Source organism: uncultured Cetobacterium sp. (assembly GCF_947038635.1).
Classification (GTDB): Bacteria; Fusobacteriota; Fusobacteriia; order Fusobacteriales; family Fusobacteriaceae; genus Cetobacterium_A.
The window spans coordinates 1-18192 of record NZ_CAMQXC010000035.1 but is presented as its reverse complement, the minus strand read 5'-3'; the positions used below and the strand labels follow the sequence as shown (position 1 = coordinate 18192).

16 protein-coding genes and 1 pseudogene are annotated in these 18192 nt (G+C 30.0%); 11 read left to right on the top strand and 6 right to left on the bottom strand.

The window, feature by feature from the left end; genetic code table 11:
- From Q0V08_RS05270 to Q0V08_RS05235, 8 genes are all read left to right on the top strand, one after another.
- Positions 1-1518, top strand: a 1518-nt coding sequence (locus Q0V08_RS05270) for a CoB--CoM heterodisulfide reductase iron-sulfur subunit A family protein (protein ID WP_297432728.1), incomplete at its 5' end; no start/stop codon positions are given.
- Positions 1509-1958, top strand: a complete 450-nt coding sequence (locus Q0V08_RS05265; protein ID WP_297432726.1) for a hydrogenase iron-sulfur subunit — start codon at positions 1509-1511, stop codon at positions 1956-1958. The genes Q0V08_RS05270 and Q0V08_RS05265, both read left to right, overlap by 10 nt.
- Positions 1946-2740, top strand: a complete 795-nt coding sequence (locus Q0V08_RS05260) for a 4Fe-4S dicluster domain-containing protein (protein WP_297432724.1) — start codon at positions 1946-1948, stop codon at positions 2738-2740. The genes Q0V08_RS05265 and Q0V08_RS05260 overlap by 13 nt, the downstream gene beginning before the upstream one ends.
- Positions 2740-3774: a 4Fe-4S dicluster domain-containing protein gene (locus Q0V08_RS05255; RefSeq protein ID WP_297432722.1), complete on the top strand. Its 1035-nt coding sequence runs from the start codon at positions 2740-2742 to the stop codon at positions 3772-3774. The genes Q0V08_RS05260 and Q0V08_RS05255 overlap by 1 nt, the downstream gene beginning before the upstream one ends.
- Positions 3774-4613 carry an FAD/NAD(P)-binding protein gene (locus Q0V08_RS05250; protein ID WP_297432720.1) on the top strand — a complete coding sequence of 280 codons (840 nt, stop codon included), beginning with the start codon at positions 3774-3776 and terminating at the stop codon, positions 4611-4613. Before Q0V08_RS05255 ends, Q0V08_RS05250 begins: the two co-directional genes overlap by 1 nt.
- A 25-nt stretch (positions 4614-4638) precedes the next feature.
- Entirely contained in the window at positions 4639-5319 is a 681-nt protein-coding gene (locus Q0V08_RS05245; RefSeq protein WP_297432718.1) for a 4Fe-4S dicluster domain-containing protein, read from the top strand.
- Between the two features lie 18 nt (positions 5320-5337).
- Complete coding sequence (locus tag Q0V08_RS05240; RefSeq protein ID WP_297432716.1) at positions 5338-6942, top strand: FAD-dependent oxidoreductase; 1605 nt, start codon at positions 5338-5340, stop codon at positions 6940-6942.
- 2 nt (positions 6943-6944) lie between these two features.
- Entirely contained in the window at positions 6945-7451 is a 507-nt protein-coding gene (locus Q0V08_RS05235) for an FUSC family protein (protein WP_297432714.1), read from the top strand.
- 41 nt (positions 7452-7492) lie between these two features.
- Here Q0V08_RS05235 and Q0V08_RS05230 read toward each other — a convergent pair whose 3' ends face one another.
- The 4 genes from Q0V08_RS05230 to Q0V08_RS05215 form a co-directional block, all read right to left on the bottom strand.
- Positions 7493-8122, bottom strand: a complete 630-nt coding sequence (locus Q0V08_RS05230; protein WP_297432712.1) for an O-methyltransferase — start codon at positions 8120-8122, stop codon at positions 7493-7495.
- Positions 8122-9423 (bottom strand): 16S rRNA (cytosine(967)-C(5))-methyltransferase RsmB, encoded by a 1302-nt coding sequence (gene rsmB, locus Q0V08_RS05225; protein WP_297432710.1) that lies wholly within the window; start codon positions 9421-9423, stop codon positions 8122-8124. The genes Q0V08_RS05230 and rsmB overlap by 1 nt, the downstream gene beginning before the upstream one ends.
- A 15-nt stretch (positions 9424-9438) precedes the next feature.
- Complete coding sequence (locus tag Q0V08_RS05220) at positions 9439-10422, bottom strand: AIR synthase family protein (RefSeq protein ID WP_297432708.1); 984 nt, start codon at positions 10420-10422, stop codon at positions 9439-9441.
- Positions 10423-10521: 99 nt separating this feature from the next.
- Positions 10522-12186 (bottom strand): formate--tetrahydrofolate ligase, encoded by a 1665-nt coding sequence (locus Q0V08_RS05215; protein WP_297432706.1) that lies wholly within the window; start codon positions 12184-12186, stop codon positions 10522-10524.
- Positions 12187-12405: 219 nt separating this feature from the next.
- Between Q0V08_RS05215 and Q0V08_RS05210 the strand changes: the two genes are divergently transcribed.
- From Q0V08_RS05210 to Q0V08_RS05200, 3 genes are all read left to right on the top strand, one after another.
- Positions 12406-12999, top strand: coding sequence for a sigma-70 family RNA polymerase sigma factor (locus tag Q0V08_RS05210; RefSeq protein ID WP_297432705.1), 594 nt, complete (start codon positions 12406-12408; stop codon positions 12997-12999).
- Between the two features lie 62 nt (positions 13000-13061).
- Positions 13062-14549 (top strand): YjjI family glycine radical enzyme, encoded by a 1488-nt coding sequence (locus Q0V08_RS05205; protein WP_297432703.1) that lies wholly within the window; start codon positions 13062-13064, stop codon positions 14547-14549.
- A gap of 1 nt (position 14550) precedes the next feature.
- On the top strand, positions 14551-15399 hold the full coding sequence (locus Q0V08_RS05200) for a YjjW family glycine radical enzyme activase (RefSeq protein WP_297432701.1): 849 nt from the start codon (positions 14551-14553) through the stop codon (positions 15397-15399).
- Between the two features lie 10 nt (positions 15400-15409).
- Here Q0V08_RS05200 and Q0V08_RS05195 read toward each other — a convergent pair whose 3' ends face one another.
- Both Q0V08_RS05195 and Q0V08_RS05190 read right to left on the bottom strand, forming a co-directional pair.
- Positions 15410-17695: a patatin-like phospholipase family protein gene (locus tag Q0V08_RS05195; protein ID WP_297432698.1), complete on the bottom strand. Its 2286-nt coding sequence runs from the start codon at positions 17693-17695 to the stop codon at positions 15410-15412.
- Positions 17695-18192: pseudogene (locus Q0V08_RS05190) on the bottom strand (hypothetical protein); the annotation flags it as partial. The gene Q0V08_RS05195 and the pseudogene Q0V08_RS05190, both read right to left, overlap by 1 nt.

Here is an 18192-nt window from a genome sequence, read left to right as displayed (position 1 = left end):
GCATTAGATATTGCTGATGCAGGATACTTAGTTGATATAGTTGAGCAAACTCCAACAATTGGAGGAAAAATGGCTCAAATAGATAAAACATTTCCTACACTGGATTGTTCAGCATGTATATTAACACCAAAAATGGTTGATGCAGCAGCACATCCAAATATAACGCTATATACATATAGTGAGATAGAAAATGTAAGTGGATTTGTTGGTAATTTTAATGTAGCCATAAAGAAAAAACCGAGATATGTGGATATGGATAAGTGCACAGGGTGCGGAGTATGTATAGAAAAATGTCCATCTAAAAAGGGAAAAAGCGAGTTTGAAGAGGGGTTGGCTACAAGAACAGCAATTTACACTCCATTTGCTCAATCTGTACCAAAAGTTCCAGTTATAGATAGGGAGCAGTGTTTAAAGTTTAAGACTGGTAAATGCGGAGTATGCTCTATAGTTTGTGGAACTAAAGCTATAAAGTTTGATCAAGAGGAGGAGATTGTTAATCAAAAATATGGAGCTATAGTTTTAGCAACAGGATTTGATCTAATAAAATTGGATGAGTTTGGAGAGTATCACTATGATCATCCAGATGTTATAACAGGTCTTGAATTTGAGAGATTAACAAATGCGGCAGGGCCTACAAAAGGGAAGTTTGTTAAACCATCAAATGGAGAGAGACCAAAAAAAGTTGTTTTTGTTCAGTGTGTTGGTTCAAGGGATAAAAGTGAAAGAGGAAAGTCATACTGCTCAAAGATTTGTTGTATGTATACAGCTAAACACGCTATGTTAATAAAAGACAAATATCCAGATACAGAAGTATACGTATTTTATATAGATATACGTACTCCAGGTAAAAATTTTGATGAGTTCCAGAGAAGAGCTGTAGAGGAGTATGGAGTTCACTATATAAAGGGTATGGTTGGAAAAGTTATGCCAGAAGGCTCAAAACTTATGGTTCAAGCTGTGGATTCTCTATCAGGTGTACCACTAGAAATAGATGCAGATATGGTGGTATTAGCTTCAGCAACATCAGCTAAACCAGATGCAGTGGCATTAAAAAGAAAGTTAAATATAAGTGGAGATTTGAATAACTTTTTTACAGAAGCTCATCCAAAGCTAAAACCTGTAGAAACAGCATCAGCTGGAATATATTTAGCTGGGGCATGTCAAGGGCCAAAGGATATTCCAGAAACAGTGGCACAAGCTAGTGCAGCAGCAGCGAAAGCGATAATTTTATTAAGTAAAAAAGAGTTAACAAACAATGCGTGTGTATCCAATGTAAATAAAAATATTTGTAGTGGATGTAAAGCTTGTTCAAAAATGTGTCCATATGATGCTATAAAAATTAAAATGATGGATATATATGACCATGGAAAAGTTGTAAGAAAAGAGGTCGCTGAAGTGAATGAAGCTTTATGTCAAGGGTGTGGAGGATGTACTGTTTCTTGTCGTCCAGGAGCGATAGATTTAAAAGGGTTTACAAATAAACAGATAATGGCGGAGGTAGACGCAATATGTCTTTAGAAATAGATAAAACAGAGGAGTTTAAGCCTCTAATAGTTGCTTTTTGTTGCAACTGGTGTAGCTATGCAGGTGCAGATTTAGCGGGAACAAGTAGATTAAATTACCCAGCTAATGTAAAAATAATTCGTGTACCATGCTCATGTAGAGTTAATCCAAACTTTGTTCTTCGTGCTTTTCAAAAAGGTGCAGATGGAGTTGTAATGGCAGGGTGTCACCCAGGGGATTGCCACTACTCAACAGGAAACTATTATACAAGAAGACGTTTCTCAGTTTTCACTAATCTTCTTCAATTTATGGGAGTGGAGAAGGATAGATTTAAAGTTGATTGGATATCAGCAGCAGAAGCAAATAAATTTTCTACAGTTATGAATGATATTTTAGAAAAAGTTCATAAGTTGGGACCAAACAGAAAGTTGAGGGATATGAGATGGGAAAGATAGAGATGTTATTAAAAGCAAAAGAGGATTTAATAGCAAAAAAAATAGATATGATAATAGGGTGGAAAAAAGAGGATGATTCTATTGAATCGATTCCAGCTTTCGTGGAAAATTTAGAGGAGTTTGAAACACTTATAGTTGATGACTACTGTGTAAATAATCTATCTAAATACTTGATAGATGAGGTAGATAGTGGAAAAAAAGTGGGAGTTTTTCTAAAAAAATGTGATGAAAAAGGTTTTAATCAAATCGTAATGGACAACAGAGTGGCTAAAGAGAGCGTTGTTATCTATAAAATAGCTTGTGATGGGATGAAAGATTTTGTGACAGGTGAGATATTTAGAAAGTGTGAAGAGTGTTTAGATGAAACTATAGATAGATATGCTGATGTTAAAGAGATTGAGAGTATGAGTTATGATGAAAGATATGAGTATTGGATGGGAGAGATGTCTAAATGTATTAGATGTAATGCTTGTAGAAATATCTGTCCCGCTTGTAACTGTGAAACTTGTGTTTTTGAGAATAAAAATGAAGATGTTCTAGGAAAAGCCAATAATGAAAGTGAAACAGGATTCTATCAAATTATAAGAGCTTATCATGTAGCAGGTAGATGTTCTGACTGTGGAGAGTGTGAAAGAGTTTGCCCAGTTGGAATTCCTTTAGGCAAGATAAATAGAAAAATAATAAAAGATTTAGATGAACTTTATGGTGCTGAAGAGGATACATTATCAAACTATAATATAGAGGATAAAGATAGTTTCACAGAGAAAAAGGGAGGGAATTAATGAAAAAGTTATCTAAGAAAAATTTAAATGCTCTTTGGGAAATTATAAATGAAGAGTATAACTTATTTCTTCCTAAAAAAGATAGAGGAGTACTAAAGTTTAAAAATTTTATAGAGGAGGGAGAAGTAGATTTAGAAACTTTAAAAACAACAGTTCCTTTAAAAAACTTTGTATTTCCTCAAAATGAAACATATTTAAAATTTAAGACAGAGAATAAAAAAATAAAATTTAAAGTAGAAGGGGTTTCAGAAGAAAAATATGTAATTTTTGGTGCTAGACCTTGTGATATTAAATCATTAGAAATATTAGATAATATTTTTTTAAGAGAACCAGTTGATACTTATTATAAGGCTCATAGAGATAGAGGTATTATAATATCTTTAGCTTGTAACACTATTGAAAGTAGTTGTTTTTGCGAAATTTTTGGAATAGAGCCAATATCAATTTTAAAATCTACAGATATATCCCTAGTTGATTGTGGAGACTTCTATTATTGGAATGAAGTAACTGAAGAGGGGAAGATATTAACAGAAAAGCTTAAAAGTATTTTAGAAAGCATAGAAGAAACAGATAAAGGCTTATATGAAAATAGAAAAGAGGTTATCAAAAAAAAATCAGAAGAAAATATTTTGAATAGCTTAGAAATAGATAAGATAGGAGAGCTAAAAGAAGTTTTTGAAAATGAAAAAATCTGGAAAGAGTTGTCAAGAAGGTGCTTAGCTTGTGGATCATGTACATATATCTGTCCAACTTGCCACTGTTATGATGTAAAAGATTATGCTGGAAACAACAGTGGTGAAAGATTTAGATGCTGGGATTCATGTATGTATTCAGATTTTACTTTAATGGCACATGGAAACCCTAGAACAACTCAAATGCAAAGAGTAAGACAAAGATTTATGCATAAACTAGTATATTATCCAAATAATCATGATGGAGTATACTCTTGTGTTGGATGTGGAAGATGTATAGAAAAGTGTCCAGTACATATTGATATAGTAAAAGTAATAAAAAAATTGGCGGTGAATAAATAATGGCTTGTACATGTCATGAAAAGGACCCATTGGTTCCACAAATAGCAAAATTAGAGTTTGTAAGAAGAGATACACCAGATGTAACAACATTTAGAATAATATCAGAGAATGGAAAAGTACCTTTTGAATTTAAGCCAGGTCAGTGTGCAATGATATCTGTACCACCTCTAGGGGAAGCTATTTTTTCAATAACGTCATCTCCCACTGAAGAGGGATATATAGAGTGTAGTATAAAAAAATGTGGTGTCGTAACAGATTATTTACACACATTAGAAGCAGGGGACGAAATTGGAATAAGAGGACCATATGGAAATAATTTTCCTGTGGAATTACTGAAAGGAAAAGATCTACTATTTATAGGTGGAGGAATTGGATTAGCACCTTTAAGATCTGTTATAAATTATGTTATGGATAGAAGAGATGAATTTGGAAAAGTTGATATAGTTTACGGTGCCAGAACACCAGAAGATTTAGTTCATCCAAAAGATATATTTGAAGTTTGGCCAAAATCAGAAAATACAGATGTATATTTAACAGTTGATAAAGAGGCAGAAAATTGGAATGGACATGTTGGATTTGTTCCAAGTTATATAAAAGAATTAGATTTTAACACTAATAAGATAGCTCTTGTTTGTGGTCCTCCAATAATGATTAAATATGTTCTTCAAGGACTTGAAGAGTTAGGATTTAAAAAAGAGCAGGTTTATACAACTTTAGAATTAAAAATGAAGTGTGGATTTGGAAAATGTGGACGTTGTAATATAGGGGATAAATATGTATGTAAAGATGGACCTGTATTTAGATGTGATGAAATAACAGAGCTTCCAGACGAATATTAATCTTTATTAGGAGGAGAATAAGAAAGTGACAGATAAAAAAATGGTGGATATATATATATTGGGTAAAAAATATACAGTACCGAATACGTTAACAATAATGGAATCAATGGAATATGCTGGGTATCAGCTAAAAAGAGGTTGTGGATGTAGATCTGGATTCTGTGGTGCATGTGCAACAGTTTATAGAGTAAAAGGAAATAAGGAAATGAAAGTTGTTTTGGCTTGTCAAAGTAAGGTTGAGGACAATATGTATCTAACTCAAATTCCATTTTTTCCAGGAGATAAAGGAATATATAGTATAGATAAATTAGATCCTACAGCAGATTCTATTGCAAAATATTATCCTGAAATTTATAAGTGTATTGGATGTAATTCTTGTACAAAAGGGTGTTCACAAGGTTTAGATGTGATGCAGTATATTGGTTATGCTCAAAGAGGAGAATTAGAAAAGTGTGCCCATACATCTTTTGATTGTGTATCTTGTGGAATATGTGCAACTAGATGTCCTGCTGGAATAACTCATTATAATGTTGGACTTTTAGCACGTAGATTAACAGGAAAATATATTTCAGCGGAAACAAAGCACTTGAATGATAGGGTAAAGGAAATAGAAGATGGAGAGCATGATTTAGCTTTAGAGGAGCTAATGAAAAAAGATATATCAGAATTAAAAAATTTATATAATAATAGAGATATAACAAAATAGAAATTTGGAGGAGAGTTAATGTATACACCAGAAATGAGAGAGTTAATAAAGAAAGTTGAAGCAACTCGTGCTCAAAGAATAGCTCAAGGGGATTTCCCAAGAATGACTGCAGATGAGAAAACTGATGTTTTAAAAGAAAATCATCCAGATTATATAGAAGAAGGATTTGTTGAAATAAAAATTGGACCTAATAAAGGAGATAAGGTACCAACTGAACTAGGACTATTGCTTCATGGAAAAAGTAGATTAGAAAATATAGACATAGATTTAAACAAAATTGATTACAAAACAGATGTACTTATTATTGGTGGTGGTGGTGCAGGTGCAGCAGCAGCCCTAGAAGCACATAAAGAAGGAGCAAAAGTATTAATAGCTACAAAATTACGTTTTGGAGATGCAAATACAATGATGGCAGAGGGAGGAATTCAAGCGGCAGATAAACCGGATGATTCTCCAGCGAAACATTATTTAGATGTAATGGGTGGGGGACATTATTCAAATGTTCCAGAATTAGCAGCAGCTCTAGTGAAAGATGCACCATTAGCAATAAAGTGGTTGGATAATTTGGGAGTTATGTTTGATAAAGAAAAAGATGGAACTATGGTAACTACACATGGTGGAGGAACATCTAGAAAAAGAATGCACGCAGCAGCAGATTATTCTGGAGCAGAAATAATGCGTGTGTTAAGAGATGAAGTTCAAAATCAAGAGATTGAAGTTTTAGAATTTTCACCAGCAGTTGAATTAATTTTAGATGACGAGAAAAAAGTTGCAGGAGCAGTTTTATATAATATCGAAACAGAGGAATACCATGTAGTAAAAGCTAAAACAGTTATATTAGCAACAGGTGGAGCAGGAAGATTACATTATCAAGGGTTTCCAACATCAAATCACTACGGTGCTACAGCAGATGGTTTAGTATTAGGATATAGAGCAGGAGCGAAATTAGCATTTGCAGATACAATTCAATATCATCCTACAGGTGTAGCTTTTCCAGCTCAAATATTTGGAGCATTAGTTACAGAAAAAGTTCGTAGTTTAGGAGCAACACCACTAAATATAGATGGGGAACAATTTGTATATCATTTAGAAACAAGAGATGTCGAGGCATCTGCAATAATAAGAGAGTGTAATAAAAAAAATAAAGGGATTGAAGCTCCAAATGGAGTTAAAGGGGTTTGGTTAGACACACCTTTAATTGAAATTTTAAATGGTCCTGGAACAATAGAAAAGAGAGTTCCAGCAATGTTAAGAATGTATCAAAAATTTGGAATAGATATGAGAAAAGAGCCAATTTTAATTTATCCAACACTTCATTATCAAAACGGAGGGTTATTAATAGATGAAAATGGAGCTACAGAAATTAAAAACCTATATGTTGCAGGAGAAGCAGCAGGAGGAATTCATGGAAAAAATAGGTTGATGGGAAATTCACTTTTAGATATAATAGTCTTTGGAAGAAGAGCGGGAAAAGCAGCAGGAAGTATCTCTAAAGATGTTGAAATCACAAACCTAACATTGAATCATATTGAAAAGTATCATGAAATGTTAAAAAAGGAAAATATTCAGCAAAGTAGTATATCTCCTATGTTATTGCCAAATTATACGCATAGAGGGAAGTAAATATGGGAAAAGAATACGATGAAACCTTAAATAAGAGTCTAAAAATATCTATTTCTGTTTTCTGGTGTGTTTTTTTATTGAAAGTGTTATTTAATGTAAATCCATTTTATGCTGCTATAGCAGCAGTATCTTGCTTACAAGGGACAATAAAAGATTCTTTTAAAGTTGGTGTAGAAAGAGTAATCGGAACTATCTTCGGTGGTGTAGTAGGACTGTTTGCAATCTACTTCATAACAACAGAAGCTAATGATTTTAAAGGAAGTTTAATAATGGCTTTATCCATGATTATAATAATTTTTGGATGTACTTATATTTTGAAGAAGCCAGCATCAAGCACTATAGCATGTATTGTTTTCTTAGGTATAGCAACTAATATGGAAGGGAGAGATCCTTACTTTTGGGCTGGAAAAAGAATTCTAACCACTATAGTAGGAGTTATTATAGCTTTGGTTTGGAATTGGATATTGAGTGGTGAGTACAAAAGTTTTAGAAAAAGAAAAAGAGTTTAAAAAAAGTAGGATTATTACAATCCTACTTTTTAAATAATTAATTATTTACGAACAAGACCAATTCCATCTCCAAATGGAAGTAAAACAAAATTGTGATTTTTAGAAAGATAAGTTATAAATTCATCAAGTCTTCTTACAATTGTTTTAAATCTTTTTGGATACTCTTTATAAAGATAACCTCTAAACATTATATTATCAATAAAAATCATTCCATCATCAGTAAGTCTCTCAAAAGAATCAGTAAAGAATTCCATATAGTGTCCCTTAGAGGCATCTATAAAAATAAAATCAAACTTTTCGTTAAGTTTTTTAACTTCTTCAACACCATCTCCTAAAATTAGATTAACTGAATCTAAAAGCTCTCCTTTTTTAAAATTTTCAAGAGCTTGATTATATCTAATTTCATCAATTTCAATAGTTGTCAATTTACCACCATTTTTTTTTGCAACTCTTCCCATAATAGTTCCAGAGTATCCGATGGCAGTTCCTATTTCAAGTATATTTTTAAAATTGTGACTAGCAGTTAAAAATTCAAGGTACTTAGCAACTTCTTTTGTAACAATAGGTACATTATTTTCAATTGCAAAGGTTTCCATTTCTAAGATTAAAGGATCCTTTTCCTCTATTTTGCTAACAACATATTCATTAGCTTCTTTTAATTCGTCTAACATTATTCAAAATCCTTTCTTAGTTTAATAATATAAAAATTATCTAAAATTTCCTCAGTATAATCAATTAAGAAACCTCCAACTGAGTCAAAATGTCCGTTTACATTTTGAGGAAGGTTAAATTTTAAAACAGAGAAATTTTTATGATTTTTTAAAAATTTAATAATATTATCTGTATTTTCTTCAGAAAATATAGTACAAGTACTATATACAAGTTCTCCACCAACTTTTAATGAGAAAGCTGCAGAATCAAGGATTTCATACTGTAGTGTAGATAATTCGTGAACATTACTCATATTTTTATTATATAGTGCTTCAGGTTTCTTTCTAAGAACCCCATATCCACTACATGGAGCATCTACAAGAATTTTATCAAATTTTTGACCCTGCTCTTTAAGTTTACGAGCATCTAATTTAATTGGTTTTACATTAGTAAGTCCAAGTTTATGTAAATTTTCTTCTATTATTTTTATTTTGTGTTGGTGTATATCAAGTGCAAAAATTTCTCCAGTATTATTCATAAGTTCTCCTAAAACTGCTGTTTTACTTCCAGGAGCACTACATGTATCGACAACTTTTTCTCCAGGCAAAGGATTTAGAATTTTTGCAGCTAAATATGAAGAACCATCTTGAGCAATGATTTTTCCATCTTTAAATTCAGATGTGTGTAAGATAATTCCTGAATCAATATAGTAAACAGTATCTACTTTTTTGATAGTATCAATTTTTAGCTCTTTTAAAAGAGTTTCGAATTCTTTTTCAGAGTATTTTAAAGTATTGACTCTTATACTCAGGTAAGGAACTTTTTTTAATGATATTAAAACTTGTTCAGTAGAATCTCCATACTCTTTTTTAATTTTTTCATAAAACCATCTAGGATAAGAGTATAAAATATCAAGTTTATCCTCATCTTTTAATTTTTTTACTTCATCCTCTTTATCTCTTAGATAACTTCTAATAACTCCGTTAACAAATTTACTAACAGGTATTCCAAATTTATTTTTAGTTAATTCAGTTGCTTCCCATGCGATACCTTTATCATCACTATTCATAAAAGTAGCTTGATAGATAGATATTTTTAATAAATTTTTAATCCAATTTTTTTTAATAGCTTTGGTTCTTTTTTCTAATTGATAATTTAAATAAATATCATTTCTAATAACTCCGTAGAAAACTTCAGTTATAAAACCACGTTCTCCTTTACTTAAATTATTTTTTGAAAAATATTCATTTAAAAGAATATTTGAATATTTTCCTTTTTCAAATTCGCTTAATAGACCAATAATTCTTTGTTTTATATTCAATCTAACATCTCCTAACTATATAACTTTATATAACTCATCACTTTGAGGAGGCATAATTTCTAACCTCTTACCATTTTTTACAATAATTTTTTCTTTAGAAGTGGTAAACTCTCCAATATCGAAAGCGGGAATGTTATTTTCTTTTAATTTTTCAATTAAAGGAATAGCGTTATCTTTTCCAACTACCATAAGCATAGTTCCACTTGATATAAGCTTTAAAGGGTTAATTTTAAAATAATTACAAATCTCTTTTGTGCATTTAGGTATAAAAATTTTCTCGTATGAAATTTCAACACCTAAATTATAAAAACAACTAGACTCCCAAAGTGCACCTAAAAGACCACCTTCAGTTACATCATGCATTCCTTTTGAGAATTTATTGGCAATAATACCATCTTTTACAACACTAGTTAAATCTAAAAGTGCTTTTGCATCATCAATAAGCTCTTTAGAAAAAGTATCGAGAAGTTCACTTTCTTTTTCAAAGGCAATAATACCAGTCCCTTCAATTCCAACTCCTTTTGTTATAATTAATCTATCACCAGCAGCAATGTGTTCTCTTTTTTTAAAATTATCTTTTGTTCCAATACCAATTGAGGTAGCAGATATTATCGTTTTATTAACTGCAGCGGTAATTTCAGTGTGTCCACCAATTATAGAAACACCAAGCTTATCAGCTTCTTGCTGAGCTTCTTTCATAATTTCAGCAATATCCTCTTTTTTTGTTTCTGGAGGAGCTAAAATTGTAAGCATAATTCCAATAGGAGCGACTCCCTCTGTAGCAATATCATTACAGTTAATATTAATAGCCAACTTACCTAGACCATTGTTAGTACCTGTAATTGGATCAGTTGATAAATAAACAATATTATCTCCAACCTCAATAGCGGCACAGTCACTACCAATTTCTCCAAAAGAAAGTATTTTGTCATTATTATTTTTAATATTATTAAAAATTAAATCTTTTAAATCTGAAATAGTAAGTTTACCAATCTTCATATTTACTCCTCATATGTAGTAGAATTTTATAATATATTATACTATATTTTATAAAAATAAAAAACCCTTACTTAGTATTTAAGTAAGGGAAAATATTTTTTAAAATAATCCAGTTATAACACCATGTTCATCAATATCAATAAGTTCAGCAGCAGGAACTTTTGGTAAACCAGGCATATCAATAATTCCACCAGCCATAGCAATGATAAAACCAGCACCAGCAGCTAATTTGATAGTATCAATTTCAACTGTAAAGTTACTAGGTCTTCCAAGAAGATTAGCTTTATCAGAAATTGATTTTTGAGTTTTCGACATACAAATTGGAAGTGATCCGTATCCTAGTTCTTCTAATTGTTTGATTGTTTTATTAGCAGCACCAGAGAATATAACTCCATTTGCTCCATAAATCTCTGTACATATTTTTGAAATTTTATCTTTTATAGGTAAATCCAGATTGTATAGAGGCTTATATTCAGAAGTATTTTCTTTTAATTTTTCAAGAACTAGTTTAGCAAGTTCTTCACCACCTTCACCACCTTTAGCCCAAACTTCACATAAAGCCACAGGAGCATCTAAGCTTTCACAGTGAGACTTAATTAAGTTAATTTCGGCATCAGTATCAGTAACAAACTTATTAATTGCTACAACAACCGGTAGATTAAATTTTTTCATATTTTCAATATGCTTATCTAAGTTAGTTAAACCTAATTTTAAAGCATCTAAATTTTCTTCATTAAGAATTTTAGCACCACCATGGTGTTTTAATGCTCTAACAGTGGCAACAATAACAACACAATTAGGATTTAACCCTCCTTTTCTACATTTAATATCTAAAAACTTTTCAGCACCTAGGTCAGCAGCAAATCCAGCTTCTGTAACAGCAACATCTGAAAGTTTAAGAGCTAATTTTGTAGCAAGTAGTGAATTACATCCATGAGCGATATTAGCAAATGGTCCACCGTGAATTATAACAGGAGTATTTTCTAAAGTTTGTACTAAATTTGGCTTTATAGCTTCTTTTAAAAGAGCTGTAACAGCACCAGAAATTTTTAAATCGTTTATTGTAAGAGGTTTATCATTATAATTATAACCAAAAACAATTTTACCAATATTTTCTTTTAATTCTTTTAAAGAGTTTGAAAGACAAAGTGTTGCCATAATTTCAGAAGCAACAGTTATTTGAAAAGAATCTTGTCTTGGATATCCATTGGCTTTACCTCCAAGTCCAATAACAATATTCCTAAGATTTCTATCATTCATATCAACTACTCTTTTCCAAGTAATTTTAGTATTATCAATACCTAAAGAATTACCTTGAGTAATATGATTATCAATACAAGCAGAAACAAGATTATGAGCGACTCCAATTGCATGGAAATCACCAGTAAAATGTAAATTGATATCTTCCATTGGTATAACTTGTGAATAACCTCCACCAGTAGCTCCACCCTTCATTCCAAAGACAGGCCCTAAAGACGGTTCTCTAAGAGCTGCAACTGAAGAAATACCTATTTTATTTAAAGCTTGTGTTAAACCAACAGTAACAGTAGATTTTCCTTCTCCTGCAGGCGTAGGCGTAATAGCAGTAACAAGAACTAATTTTCCATCCTCTTTGTTAGAAAGTTCATCTAATAAAGAAAGATTAAGTTTAGCTTTGTATTTTCCGTAAGTATCATAATAATCCTCAGTAATATTTAGCTTAGAAGCTATTTCAGAAATTTTTAATAGTTTTGCTTCTTGTGCAATTTGTATATCTGTTTTCATAGACCCCTCCTTGAAAAATAAAGTGTTCTAAGATAAATTAGAAAAATATCTCATTAGTATAATTGTACCTCAAAATAATGAAAAAATAAAGGCTAATAAATTAAAATAAAAAATTGATTTTTTGCGATATTAGAGGTATATAAAATATGAAAGAGAAGTTTATAATTATTACCTATTTAGTAGAAAATTATTGTTTAATTTTTAGGACAAGGGGGTACTATGATTAACAAAGAGGATATTTTATTAGCTAAACAAGGAGATATAGACTCCATAGAAAAAATAGTAACAGAATATAGAAATCTTATATATATAAGAAATAAAACCTTATTTTTAAAAGGTGCGGAAAGAGAAGATTTAGTTCAAGAGGGAATGATTGGACTAATGAAAGCTATAAAATCTTTTGATGAAAATAGAAGTGCTTGTTTCAGTACTTTTGCATCACTTTGTATAAAAAGACAAATTATAACAGCAGTAAAAAATTATAACTCTGAAAAAAATAAAAATTTAAATAGTGCAATGCAAGGTGAAGGATATTCAGAATTAGAAGATTTAATAAGATATAGTAGTCCTTCATTAAAATATTATACTCCAGAACAAATAGTTATTGGAAAAGAGTTAATGAAGCTTTTAAAAAAATTTCTAAAAGATAATTTAAGTGGTTTGGAAAAAGATGTATTTACATTTATGGTTAAGGGGTACGGATATTTAGAGATAGCTAAGAAATTAGAAAAGGAGCCAAAGGCAATAGATAACTCTATTCAAAGAATCAAAAAAAAAGTTGTTATTTTTTTAGAAAAGTATAATAAAAGTTGACAGAAGTGGTAGAAATTGAATATAATATGTGAAATTTATATTTTAATTAAAGGGAGAAAGTAATGATATTAGAAACAATAAAGAGTCAGAAAATAACTTTTGAACAAAAAGTTGTGACCCTAGCAAGACTAGCAGAAGGGAGTATAGAGGTTTTAAATAAAAGTGAAGCCTTAAAAAAATATATAGAAGATGGAATTATATGTGATTTATTTGAGGGAAATGCTCCTTATAGACCAAGATATATTGTTCCAGATTATGATATATTTATGGAACAAGGAAGTAAGTTTTTAAACTTAGATAAACCAACAAATATATGGGAAGCTGTACATGGTTTATTAATTCTTTATAAACATGTTCCATCTATAACAACAATGCCTGTTTATTTAGGGAATATTGATTATTTATTAGAACCTTTTATTAAAGATGAAGCAGAAGCATATTTAGCAATTAAATTATTTTTAAAGCATATAGATTCAACAATAACTGACTCATTCTGTCATGCTAATATTGGACCGAAAGAAACAAAGGCTGGAATATTAATATTAAGAGCTATGAGAGAGTTAGAGTTGCCAACACCAAATTTAACAATAAAATATACTGAAGAAACAACAGATAAAATTGCAGTAGAAGCGATTAAAACAGCACTAGTGACAGCTAAACCAAGTTTTGCTAATGATAAAATCTTTAGAGCAGATTTTAAAGGAGAATATGGAATAGTTAGTTGTTATAATGGATTAAAAGTTGGTGGTGGAGCAAATACTTTAGTTAGAGTAAGGTTAGGAGCTCTGTCAAAGTTAGCTAATTCAAAAGAGGATTTTTTTACAAGAGTTTTACCTGAAGTGTCAAAAGAGATGTTAGAATATATAGATGAAAGATCTAGATTTATTATTGAAGAAAGTGGATTTTATGAAAGTAGTTTCTTAATAAAAGAGGGACTTTTAGAGAAGGAGAAATTTACAGGATTATTTGGTTTTGTTGGGTTAGCTGAATGTGTAAATAATCTTTTAGGTGCAACAGAAAAACAAGATAGATTTGGATATTCAGAAAAAGCAAACAAATTAGGACTTGAAATAGTAGAGACTATGTCAAAATTAATAGCAGCTCATAAGACAAAATATGCAGGAGAGTTTTTCGAAAATACTCATTTATTACACTCACAAGTTGGAATAGATACTGATAGAAATGAAAGTCCAGGGTGTAGAATTCCAGTTGGAGAGGAGCCAGAAATATTTGACCATATAGTTCAATCAGCTCCATTCCATCAATATTGTCCAAGTGGAATTGGTGATATATTTGTGTTTGATGAGACATATAAATCAAATCCAGAAGCTATCTTAGATATAATAAAGGGAGCTTTTGAAACTGAAATGAGATTTTTCTCATTATATAGCGATACTTGTGATGTAGTTAGAGTAACAGGATACCTTGTAAAAAAATCAGAGATTGAAAAGTTAGATAAAGGTGAGCAAGTATTAAGAGATACAACTATTTTAGGAAAAGGTGCTAGAGATAACGCTAAAGCTTTAGGAAGAAAATTGAGAAGTGAGTAATGTGGAGTTGAAGGCAAAGATAAATAAAATTATAAAATTTTCCAATGTTGATGGTCCAGGAAATAGAATGGCTATATTTTTTCAAGGGTGTAATTTTAATTGTGAGTATTGCCACAATCCAGAGACAATAAATATTTGTAAAGAGTGTTATAAATGTGTTGAAGCTTGTCCAACAAAAGCTTTAGAAGTATCTAATTCTAAAATAATTTGGAATAAAAATTTATGTTGTGAGTGTGACCAATGTACAAAAATTTGTAGATTTGATTCATCTCCTAAAGTAAATGACTATACAATTGAAGATTTATTAGTTGAAATTGGTAAAGTAAAAGCTTTTATAAAAGGGATAACAGTAAGTGGAGGAGAAAGTACTTTACAATATAAATTTATAGCTAAACTTTTTTCTGAAGTAAAAAAGAAATGGCCTAATTTAACTTGTTTTGTTGATACAAATGGAAGTTTAAATTTAGATGGTATTGAGTATAAAGAGTTAGTAGAAAATACAGATTTCTTTATGTTAGATGTAAAAGCTTGGGATAATAGAGAGCATTTACTTTTAACAGAAAAAGAGGTTAATCCAGTTATAAAAAACTTATATTTTTTAAGAGATATAGGAAAGCTATTTGAAGTAAGAAGTGTTATAGTTGCAAATAGATTAAATAATAGATTAACTGTTGAAAATGTTGCTAAAGCTATATCTAATAAAGAGATTAGATATAAGATAATAAAATATAGACATTTTGGAGTAAGAGAAGAGATGAAAAGTAATTTATTCTCTCCAACTAATATTGAATTAGAAGAATTGGAAAAATTAGCTCAAAAAAATGGAGCAAAAAACACCCTAATTATTTAGGGTGTTTTTTTTAATCAAACTTATATCCGAAACTAAATTGGAAAAGAAAATCATGGGATTCTTGAGCTTTGGAAATATTAAATTTAACAGGACCTATTAAACTTAAATAACTAAGAGTTATTCCAGCTCCCTGAGAGTAATCTTTCCAAAGAAGTGAGTTTTTATCATCATTAAAAACTTCGTTAGCAAATTTATATGTTGCAAAATCCCAATTAGCTCCAATATATAAATTCTCGATAAGTTTTTGTTGAATTCCAAAACTTATTCCAAAAAGAGAAGATAAATACTTTTCTTGGAAATAATATCCACTAAAAGCATAAGTATTATGAGATAAGTCATCGGATAAACCACCAAGTTTTATATACTTATCAGGAAGAATATCATCTCCAGTAATGTTTCCACCAAAAAATTTAGCAGTTAAGCTTGTTGTTTCAGTTATAGGTAGATAATTTGAAGATAGATAGTTAGTAGATAAAAAGTTTAAATTATCTTTTCCTAGATTACCTCCCCATCTTTGAGAAACTTCACCTTTAAAACCTTTGGTTGGGAAAGCTATAGAATTTGTTTTATCCCAGTTAATATTAAAGAAAATATCTCCATAACTTTTAGAATATTGTATTGATGAATCAAAAATATTTTTTATTTCAGGATCTAAACTAGCATAGTTTAGAGAGGCACCGTATGAGAATAAAAATAAATTGGAATATTGGGTAACGAAGGCTCCTTCTAATTTTGTAACTTGACTTTTATAACTACCAATTTTATTTTTATTATGATATATAAAAAATGGATTTTCTTCATAACTAATACTACTTAAAATACCAACTTTATTAGAAACACCATAATACGAAAAGTTTTTTAAATCCAGACCAAGATAATCACCAAAAGTAGCTTCGATAGTTGATAAGCTACCTATTTTACCAAAAGAACTAATATCAGTTCCAATGGAAAAAGTAGTTCCATAATCAGTTTGATAATCTACACCAAGGCCAACTATATTAGTAGGATTTTCTTCTACTTGAAGCTTTAAAGTGTTATTTTTAAAAGAATAATAAATTTTATTAACAAAATTTAAACTATATATTTTTAACATTAATTTTTCTAGAGTATCTGGGTTTATATTAGTTCCTATGGAATCTTTGAAGATTGATTCTATAATTTCTTTATGATTATTATTTTTTGTTTCGGTTATCACATCAATATTTTCTAAAACAAAGTTATTTTTATATTGAAGAGAACTCTTTCGTTTGTTTGGTTTAGGTCCAAAATCTAATATTTTTTGAAGTTGCTCTTTTGCAGCGGCTTCCCCTAAAGCTTCAATCTCTTTAAAATTACTAAAATCAGTTGTTTTAAAGTTTGAGATATCAGGGTCGATAAGTATTGTCGCTAAATCTCTTTGTTTTTTAGTAGAACTAGTACTTTGGATAGCAACAATTTGATCAGCAACACTTAAAATATCATAATCTTCTTTTTTTTGAAGAGAAGTTCCCACATCAACACCAATAACAATATCAGCTCCTAAATTAAATGCATCTTCCACAGGAAAATTTCTAGATAATAGACCATCAACATAGTAATTATCTCCAATTTTAACAGGATCAAAAATTGTAGGAATAGATATACTCGCAGTAATAACTTGAGCTAAATCTCCACTATTAAAAGCTTTAGCTTTTCCTGTATTTAGATCAGTTGCAATAATTTCAAGAGGAATGGGCAATTTTTTAAAATCTCTTGTTTGTTCTACATTCCAAAGAAGGTTTTTTAAAGTTAGATATATTTTTTGAGTGTTTCGAATACCTTTTGGTAAAGCAAAATTTAAAGAGTTATCATATTTTAAAGAAAGATTATAATTTTTCATCATCGATCTTTGATCAATAGAGATATCAGTAATATTAGGACTATCATTAAAGGTTTCTTGCCAATTGATATCTAAAACTAACTTTTCAATTTGATTTGGAGTATATCCAGCAGAATAGAGAGCACCAATAAGAGCTCCCATACTTGTTCCAGTAATATAATCAACTTTAATATTGTTTGCTTCTAAAACTTTAAGAACCCCTATATGAGCAAATCCTTTAGCACCACCGCCACTTAATACAAGCCCTATTTTAGGCTGTTTTTCTTCTTCCTTAAACTTTTCAATTTTTTTATTTTCAAGTTTCTTTATTTTATTTTGAAGAAGCTTTATTTCTTGCTTTAATTTTTCAATTTCAATATCTTCTGGAGAGTGAGAAACACTAATTGAAAATACATGGATGAAAATTAAAAGAAATAATAAAAAACTCTTTTTGATCATCACTCCTCCTCGTAAATTTTACTAAATTCTTTAAAAAAATTAGGGAATGTTTTAGAAACACAGTTTGGATCTAAAATTTTTATCCCAGGGACTCTTAATCCTATTAAAGAGAGAGACATAGCCATTCGATGATCATCATAAGTTTTTAAAAAATCACCTTGATAACTTTCTAAAGATTTTGGAATAATTAAAAATCCATCATTAAATTCTGTAAAATTACCATGAATTTTTAAGATTTCATTTTTTAAAGCAGATATTCGATCGGTTTCTTTTATTCTCATATTTTCAACATCCCACACCTTAGTTGGTGAAGTTGCAAAAAGCGCAACAACAGCTAAAGTTTGAGCTACATCTGGAATATCATTCATACTTAGTTCAATACCTTTATATGTAGGAACCCCTTTTACAGTAATATTAGTATCATTAAAATTCAATACTTTTAATCCAATTTTTTCTAAAATATTTAAAAATTTAGAATCACCTTGTATACTGTTTTT